A 6,133-nucleotide genomic window follows, 5' to 3' on the forward strand; every position below is an offset into this window, starting at 1 on the left:
TCTGGAAATCCCGCCGCGCCAGGAGTTCGAGATTAGCCACCAGGGCCTTCATCGCCGGATCGAGCCGGTCGCGTGCGGCAAGCTGCAGCGACAGGCATTCGGCGAGGTCGCGGGCAAACAGGCCGGCCGGCTCGAAGGTCTGGCAGACCGCGAGCGCTCGCGCGACCGCTCCCATGTCCGCCCCCAGCCGCGCGGCAATCTCTTCCAGATCGGCGCGCAGATAGCCCGCTTCGTCGAGGCTGTCGGCAAGCTCGCCGGCAATCAGGCGCTCGGCGGGTTTGGCGAAGGCAAGCGCGATCTGTTCGCCGACATGCTCGCGCAGCGTCACGATGGTCGCGGCCATCTCGCCGACATCGAAGCCTTCCGACGAAGCGCTGCCGGCGCTGCCCGCGGATGCCGACTTCCACTGCGCGGTGAGATCCGGTCCGAGCTTTTCGCTGGTGCCGGGGTCGTCGGGAAACAGGTTCTCTAGCGAAGAGTCGAGCTTTTCCGAGATCGCCTCGGCGCTCCATTCCGTCTCGCTTTCGAACCAGTCGTCCCCGGCGGCGGGTTCTGGAGCGGTCTCGCTCTTCTGCGGCTGGTCGCCGCCCGCATCGTCCTGCGGCTCGGCTCGCTCCAAGAGCGGATTGCGCTCGATTTCCTCGTCGATGAAGCGGTCGAGCTCGACATGGGTGAGCTGCAGCAGCCGGATCGACTGCATCAGCTGGGGCGTCATCACCAGCGACTGGGACTGTCTGAGCTGCAGTTTGGCCGCCAGCGCCATGGTTGGATTCAAACGCCTCGTCTACGCATCGAGCTGCCGTTTTTCGGTCGGGCATACAAACTGGCCCGGCTTTTGCTTGTCAAGGCAAACGCTAGCAGAGACGGCTTACCGGAGCCTTTATTCGCGGGCAGAGCAGGCATAAAGCCGGAAAATTCAGCGAGAAATTGCCGCGGAACCGGAATTTTCGCGTTTAGAGCGTAAAACCCTCGCCGAGATAGAGCCGCCGGACATCGGCGTTGGCGACGATCTCGTCGGCGCGGCCATGCGTCAGCACCTGGCCGGCATGGATGATATAGGCGCGGTCGATCAGGCCGAGCGTCTCGCGCACATTGTGGTCGGTGATCAGCACGCCGATGCCGCGCGCGGTCAGATGGCGGACGAGCTGCTGGATGTCGGCGACCGCGATCGGATCGATACCGGCGAAGGGCTCGTCGAGCAGCATATAGGCCGGCCGCGTCGCCAGCGCCCGCGCGATCTCGAGGCGGCGTCTTTCGCCGCCGGACAGCGACATCGACGGCGCCTTGCGCAGATGGCTGATGTGGAATTCCTCGAGCAGCTCGTCGAGCGTGCGCTCACGTTCCTTGCGGCTCTTTTCCACCACTTCCAGGACGGCGCGAATATTCTGCTCGACGTTGAGGCCCCGGAAGATCGACGCTTCCTGCGGCAGATAGCCGATGCCGAGGCGGGCGCGCCGGTACATCGGCATCGAGGTGACGTCGAAGCCGTCGATCTCGATCGTGCCTTCGTCCACCGGCACGAGACCGGTGACCATGTAGAAACAGGTGGTCTTGCCGGCGCCATTGGGCCCAAGCAGTCCGACGGCCTCGCCGGCCCGCACGCCGAGCGTCACGCCGCTCACCACCTTGCGGCCCTTATAGCTCTTGGTAAGGCCCTTGGCGATCAGGGTGCCCTTGAACTTCGCCTTGTCGGCGCCGACCGTTGCCGGCGCAGACGTTTTTGCGGCCGTCCGCCCCGGGAGGCGGGCCAGCAGCGACGATACGCCCGCCATTAGTTGCTCGACGCTCCCTGCTGGGCCGTGCCCTTTTGGGGCGCGCCCTGCTTCTGCGGCGTAATCGACATGATGACCCGACCGCCGGTGCCGCAACCGTCGACATTGGCAAGGCCGCTTTTCATCTGAACGGTGAGCTTGCAACCCTTGAGCACGTTGTCGCCCTGCGAGAGCACGACTTCGCTGCCGGAAAGAACGAGCGCCTGGGTCTTCATGTCGAACGTGCCCTTGTCGCCGGTGGCGATCTGGTCGTTCGATTTGATATAGACTTTGTTCTCAACCACGAGGTGGTCGATATTGGCTGCCCCGGTCATCGCCGATGCGCCCGCCGCCGCGCCCTTGGGAGCGTTTGGATCCTTGACGTAATAGACCGTCATCTTGCCGGCCTTGAGCAGCGTCGGCCCCTGATTCACGGTGACGTTGCCGCTGAAGATAGCCGCGCTGTCGGCCTGGCGGACCTCGAGCTTGTCGCTTTCGATCTGGATCGGCTGGTCGCCTGACAATTTCAGGCCGGACATCTGGCTGGTGCCGCCGGATTGGGCAAGCGCCGGCGCCGCCCCGAGCAACATGAAGAGAGAGGCCGCCGCTGCAAGCCTTGCCGAACTACTGCGACGCATTCTGCTCTCCGCCCTTTGCCTCTGCCGCCTTCAGACTTGCCGCGTCGATGTTGACGCGCACCCGGTTCTCGAAGACCACGACCTTGCCGTTTTCTTCCACCGACATCGAGTCGGCGGTGATGCGCGATCCGCCGCGGCTGACATCGACCGGATTGTCGGTCTTCATAGAGCCTTTGCCCATGTCTAGGAAGACCGATTTGAACTTGGCTTCCATGCCGTCGCTCGTCGTCACCAGGACATCGCTTGTGAGGTCCATCGTGTTGGCGTCGCGGTCGTAGATGCCATGCGCGGCGTTGACCGCCACCACATTGTCGCTCGCGACGGGCAGCTTGGCATTGATGCCTTCGAGGTCGATGATACCCTGCTTGCCGACATCCTGTGTCGCCCTGGTCGCCGTCAGCGAATAAGGCAGTTTCTGCTTGGTGAAGCCGTTGAGCTTGGGGTTGGCCATCACCAGCTTGCCGTCCGAAAACGCCGTGCCGTCGGCCTGCACCGAGATCGACACCGGCGCGGCGAGATAAGAATAGACCGGAAAGGCGATCGCAATTGCCGCCGCCAGCAGCGGCACGGCGAATTTCAACACGCGCACGCGGCGCGAATGCCGCTGCGCACGATCGAACGCATCGCCGCGCGTGCCGCTTTCGCCAGCGGCAGCCGATACCGTTTCGGCATCGCTCGTTTCGTCAGATCGCGCCAACATGACTATTTTCTAATGAGCCCTTGCCCCGCCAAACACCGCCTATAGGTGGTATGCCGGTCCCCGCAAGCAAGCACAAGCGGAGGAAAACTGCAAAAATGTGACGGCTACTACCGTACGACTAGGACGAATCCGGCTGCACTGCCAGCTCTTCATAGCAGATAGGAACGGGCTGCGTTAATTTTTCGTGAGGTCGTCGTGACCGCCGCGTTGCGCCAAGGGCCAGGGCGTCAGGAAACGGTAGCCCCGCGCGGATGGTTGCTTTAAAAGCGTCCTTTCCCACCGAATGTGAGGCTGACCATGGCAATGAGAGCCGACGACCTGATCGACCGCCGCCGCTTGCGCCGCAAGCTGACGTTCTGGCGCGTGACCGCGTTTGTAATTCTGGCGGCAGCGCTGATCGCGTTTTCGGCATGGATCTATGGTGACGATTTCACCGGTCAGGCGATCGACCACATCGCGAAGGTCAAGATTGAAGGCACCATCACCGAGGACGAGGAGCTGATCAAAAGACTGGAGACGATCCGCAAGTCCGCAACGGTGAAGGGCGTCATCCTGTCGATCGATTCGCCCGGAGGCACCACGGTCGGCGGCGAGTCGATCTATGAGGAAGTGCGCAAACTCGCCGCCGACAAGCCGGTGGTGGCCGAGGTCGGCACGCTGGCCGCGTCCGCCGGCTATATGATCGCAAGCGCGGCCGACCATATCGTCGCCCGCAAGACCTCGATCGTCGGATCGATCGGCGTGCTGATCCAGTATCCCGACGTGAGCGGCCTGATGGACAAGCTCGGCATCAAGCTCGAGGAAGTGAAGTCCTCGCCGCTCAAGGCTGCGCCCTCGCCGTTCAAGCCGACCAATGACGACGAGCGCGCCATGGTGCGCAAGCTCATCCTCGACAGCTATGACTGGTTCGTCGGCATTGTCGCCGAACGGCGCAAGATGACCCGCGAGCAGGCGCAGGCGCTGGCCGACGGTTCGATCTTCACCGGCCGCCAGGCGCTCGCTAATCACTTGGTTGATGCCGTTGGCGGCGAACCCGAGGCGATCAACTGGCTGGCGACCAAAGGCGTCGACAGCAAGCTCAAGGTCGTCGAATGGAAGGATACGGAGGGGCACGGCCTCCTGTTTTCGAGAAGCATGACCAAAGCCGTCGCCAACGCGCTCGGCCTGCCGGATGCCGGCGGCGACATCATTCACGAGCTTGGCGCCGACCGCTTTTTCCTTGACGGTCTCGTTTCGGTCTGGCACCCTTGACAACCATTGGGACGAGCCAAATAAAGCAATAAAATCATCCTGATATTTGACCGCAGTGGTTTACGGGGAACGTTCATGATCAAGTCCGAGCTTGTGCAGATCATTGCCGCGCGCAACCCCCATCTTTTCCTCCGCGACGTTGAAAACATCGTCGGCGCGATCTTTGACGAGATCACCGACGCGCTCGCCGAAGGCAACAGGGTCGAGTTGCGCGGTTTCGGTGCCTTTTCGGTGAAAAACCGTCCTGCCCGCACCGGCCGCAACCCCCGCACCGGCGAATCCGTCGAGGTCGAGGAGAAGTGGGTGCCGTTCTTCAAGACCGGCAAGGAGTTGCGCGAAAGGCTGAACGGCGGCAAATAGGCGCCGCGCCGGCAGGTCGGAAACGACGTTTCGGCGCTTAAGCCACCTCCAGGAGATTTGATGTTCAATCGCGTCATGCTCGTCGTGGTCTTCGTGCCGCTGGCCGTCATCCTGATCGCGCTTGCCGTCGCCAACCGCGGCCTCGTCGCCTTCACGCTCGACCCGTTCCACCCTGGCAATCCGGCGCTGACGCTGAATTTGCCGCTCTTCATCTTGCTGTTCCTGGCTTTGGCCATCGGCATGATCGTCGGCAGCATGGCGACCTGGGTGAAGCAGGGCCGCTACCGCAAGCTCGCGCGCCAGCGCGGGCTGGAGGCCGAGAACCTGCGCCAGGCAGTGAGCCGCGCACCCGCTGCGCCGAAAGGACCGGCGCTGCCCAAGCCGACGAACTAAACAGCGCCTTACGGAGCTTTCCATGCTAACTATTTCGGCCGCCGAGGTCGACCGCGCGCTGACCTTTTCAGGTCTGGTCGAGACACTGCGCACCGCCTTCCGCGAAGGCGCCGTGCAGCCGGTGCGCCACCATCACGCGATCGAGCGGCCGGACGGCGCCGCCTCGACGCTTTTGTTGATGCCGGCCTGGACCGACTTCGACGCCGCCGGCACCTCGGCCGGCGGCCATATCGGCGTCAAGATCGTCACCGTCTCGCCGGACAACAACGCGATCGGCAAGCCGGCGGTGATGGGCCTCTATCTGCTGCTCGACGGCGTGACCGGCGAACCCCAGGCTCTGATCGACGGCCAGCGGCTGACGCAATGGCGGACCGCCTGCGCCTCGGCGCTCGCCGCATCCTATCTCGCCCGCGAGGACGCCTCGCGGCTCTTGGTGATCGGCGCCGGCGCGCTGTCACCCTTCCTCGCCAAGGCGCATTCGGCGGTGAGGCCCGTTAAGTCGATCCGCATCTGGAACCGCACGCCGGCCAATGCCGAAAAGGTCGCGGCGGCGCTGCATGCCGAAGGCTTTCCAGCAAGCGTGGCAGGCGACCTCGAAACCGAGCTTGGCGAGGCCGACATCGTCTCGTCGGCGACGATCACGACCGCGCCGCTGATCAAGGGCGCGCTGTTGAAGCCGGGCGCCCATGTCGACCTGGTCGGCGGCTTCACGCCGCAGATGCGCGAGAGCGACGACGATGCCATTTCCCGCGCCCGCGTCTATGTCGATACCCGCGCCGGCGCCACCAAGGAGGCCGGCGACATCGTGCAGCCATTGGCTTCCGGTGTCCTGAAGCCGGAAGCGGTCATCGCCGACCTGCACGAACTGGCGCGTGGCGAGAAACAGGGCCGGCAAAGCGATAGCGAGATCACGCTGTTCAAGTCGGTCGGCGCAGCGCTTGAAGATCTCGCCGCCGGCATCGCCGTCTACAAGGCGCTCAGCACAAGCCAGTAAGAGATAGGGTAGTGAGCAATCAGGAAGCTCACACCCCTACCGCCCC

The 6,133-nt window shown here is 63.8% G+C and carries 7 protein-coding genes and 1 pseudogene; 4 read left to right on the plus strand and 4 right to left on the minus strand.

From position 1 onward, the window contains the following. The 4 genes and pseudogenes from EOA75_RS27065 to lptC form a co-directional block, all read right to left on the minus strand. Positions 1 to 763, minus strand: a pseudogene (locus EOA75_RS27065) (RNA polymerase sigma-54 factor); the annotation flags it as partial. Between the two features lie 190 nt (positions 764 to 953). After that, a complete protein-coding gene (gene lptB, locus EOA75_RS27070) occupies positions 954 to 1,772 on the minus strand; it encodes an LPS export ABC transporter ATP-binding protein (RefSeq protein ID WP_095813602.1) in 819 nt (272 codons plus the stop codon). After that, positions 1,772 to 2,389: an LptA/OstA family protein gene (locus EOA75_RS27075; protein WP_127325596.1), complete on the minus strand. Its 618-nt coding sequence runs from the start codon at positions 2,387 to 2,389 to the stop codon at positions 1,772 to 1,774. Before EOA75_RS27075 ends, lptB begins: the two co-directional genes overlap by 1 nt. Then, on the minus strand, positions 2,376 to 3,089 hold the full coding sequence (gene lptC, locus EOA75_RS27080; protein WP_067004053.1) for an LPS export ABC transporter periplasmic protein LptC: 714 nt from the start codon (positions 3,087 to 3,089) through the stop codon (positions 2,376 to 2,378). Before lptC ends, EOA75_RS27075 begins: the two co-directional genes overlap by 14 nt. 297 nt (positions 3,090 to 3,386) lie before the next feature. Here lptC and sppA point away from each other — a divergent pair, with 297 nt between their 5' ends. From sppA to EOA75_RS27100, 4 genes are all read left to right on the plus strand, one after another. Continuing rightward, the gene (sppA, locus tag EOA75_RS27085) at positions 3,387 to 4,340 is read left to right on the plus strand and encodes a signal peptide peptidase SppA (RefSeq protein ID WP_127325597.1); all 954 of its coding nucleotides are present in this window, start codon (positions 3,387 to 3,389) and stop codon (positions 4,338 to 4,340) included. 75 nt (positions 4,341 to 4,415) lie between these two features. Beyond that, on the plus strand, positions 4,416 to 4,700 hold the full coding sequence (locus EOA75_RS27090; protein ID WP_027165368.1) for an integration host factor subunit beta: 285 nt from the start codon (positions 4,416 to 4,418) through the stop codon (positions 4,698 to 4,700). Between the two features lie 60 nt (positions 4,701 to 4,760). Continuing rightward, positions 4,761 to 5,093 (plus strand): DUF1049 domain-containing protein, encoded by a 333-nt coding sequence (locus EOA75_RS27095; protein WP_067004057.1) that lies wholly within the window; start codon positions 4,761 to 4,763, stop codon positions 5,091 to 5,093. A 22-nt stretch (positions 5,094 to 5,115) separates the two neighbouring features. Then, on the plus strand, positions 5,116 to 6,087 hold the full coding sequence (locus tag EOA75_RS27100) for an ornithine cyclodeaminase family protein (protein ID WP_127325598.1): 972 nt from the start codon (positions 5,116 to 5,118) through the stop codon (positions 6,085 to 6,087). Positions 6,088 to 6,133: the final 46 nt, after the last annotated feature.

The organism is Mesorhizobium sp. M1A.F.Ca.IN.022.07.1.1, from assembly GCF_003997575.1.
Classification (GTDB): domain Bacteria; phylum Pseudomonadota; class Alphaproteobacteria; order Rhizobiales; family Rhizobiaceae; genus Mesorhizobium.

Coding starts and splice junctions, on each gene's coding strand:
- lptB (WP_095813602.1), bottom strand. CDS start 1,772: ATGGCGGGCGTATCGTCGCTGCTGGCCCGCCTCCCGGGGCGGACGGCC.
- EOA75_RS27075 (WP_127325596.1), bottom strand. CDS start 2,389: ATGCGTCGCAGTAGTTCGGCAAGGCTTGCAGCGGCGGCCTCTCTCTTC.
- lptC (WP_067004053.1), bottom strand. CDS start 3,089: ATGTTGGCGCGATCTGACGAAACGAGCGATGCCGAAACGGTATCGGCT.
- sppA (WP_127325597.1), top strand. CDS start 3,387: ATGGCAATGAGAGCCGACGACCTGATCGACCGCCGCCGCTTGCGCCGC.
- EOA75_RS27090 (WP_027165368.1), top strand. CDS start 4,416: ATGATCAAGTCCGAGCTTGTGCAGATCATTGCCGCGCGCAACCCCCAT.
- EOA75_RS27095 (WP_067004057.1), top strand. CDS start 4,761: ATGTTCAATCGCGTCATGCTCGTCGTGGTCTTCGTGCCGCTGGCCGTC.
- EOA75_RS27100 (WP_127325598.1), top strand. CDS start 5,116: ATGCTAACTATTTCGGCCGCCGAGGTCGACCGCGCGCTGACCTTTTCA.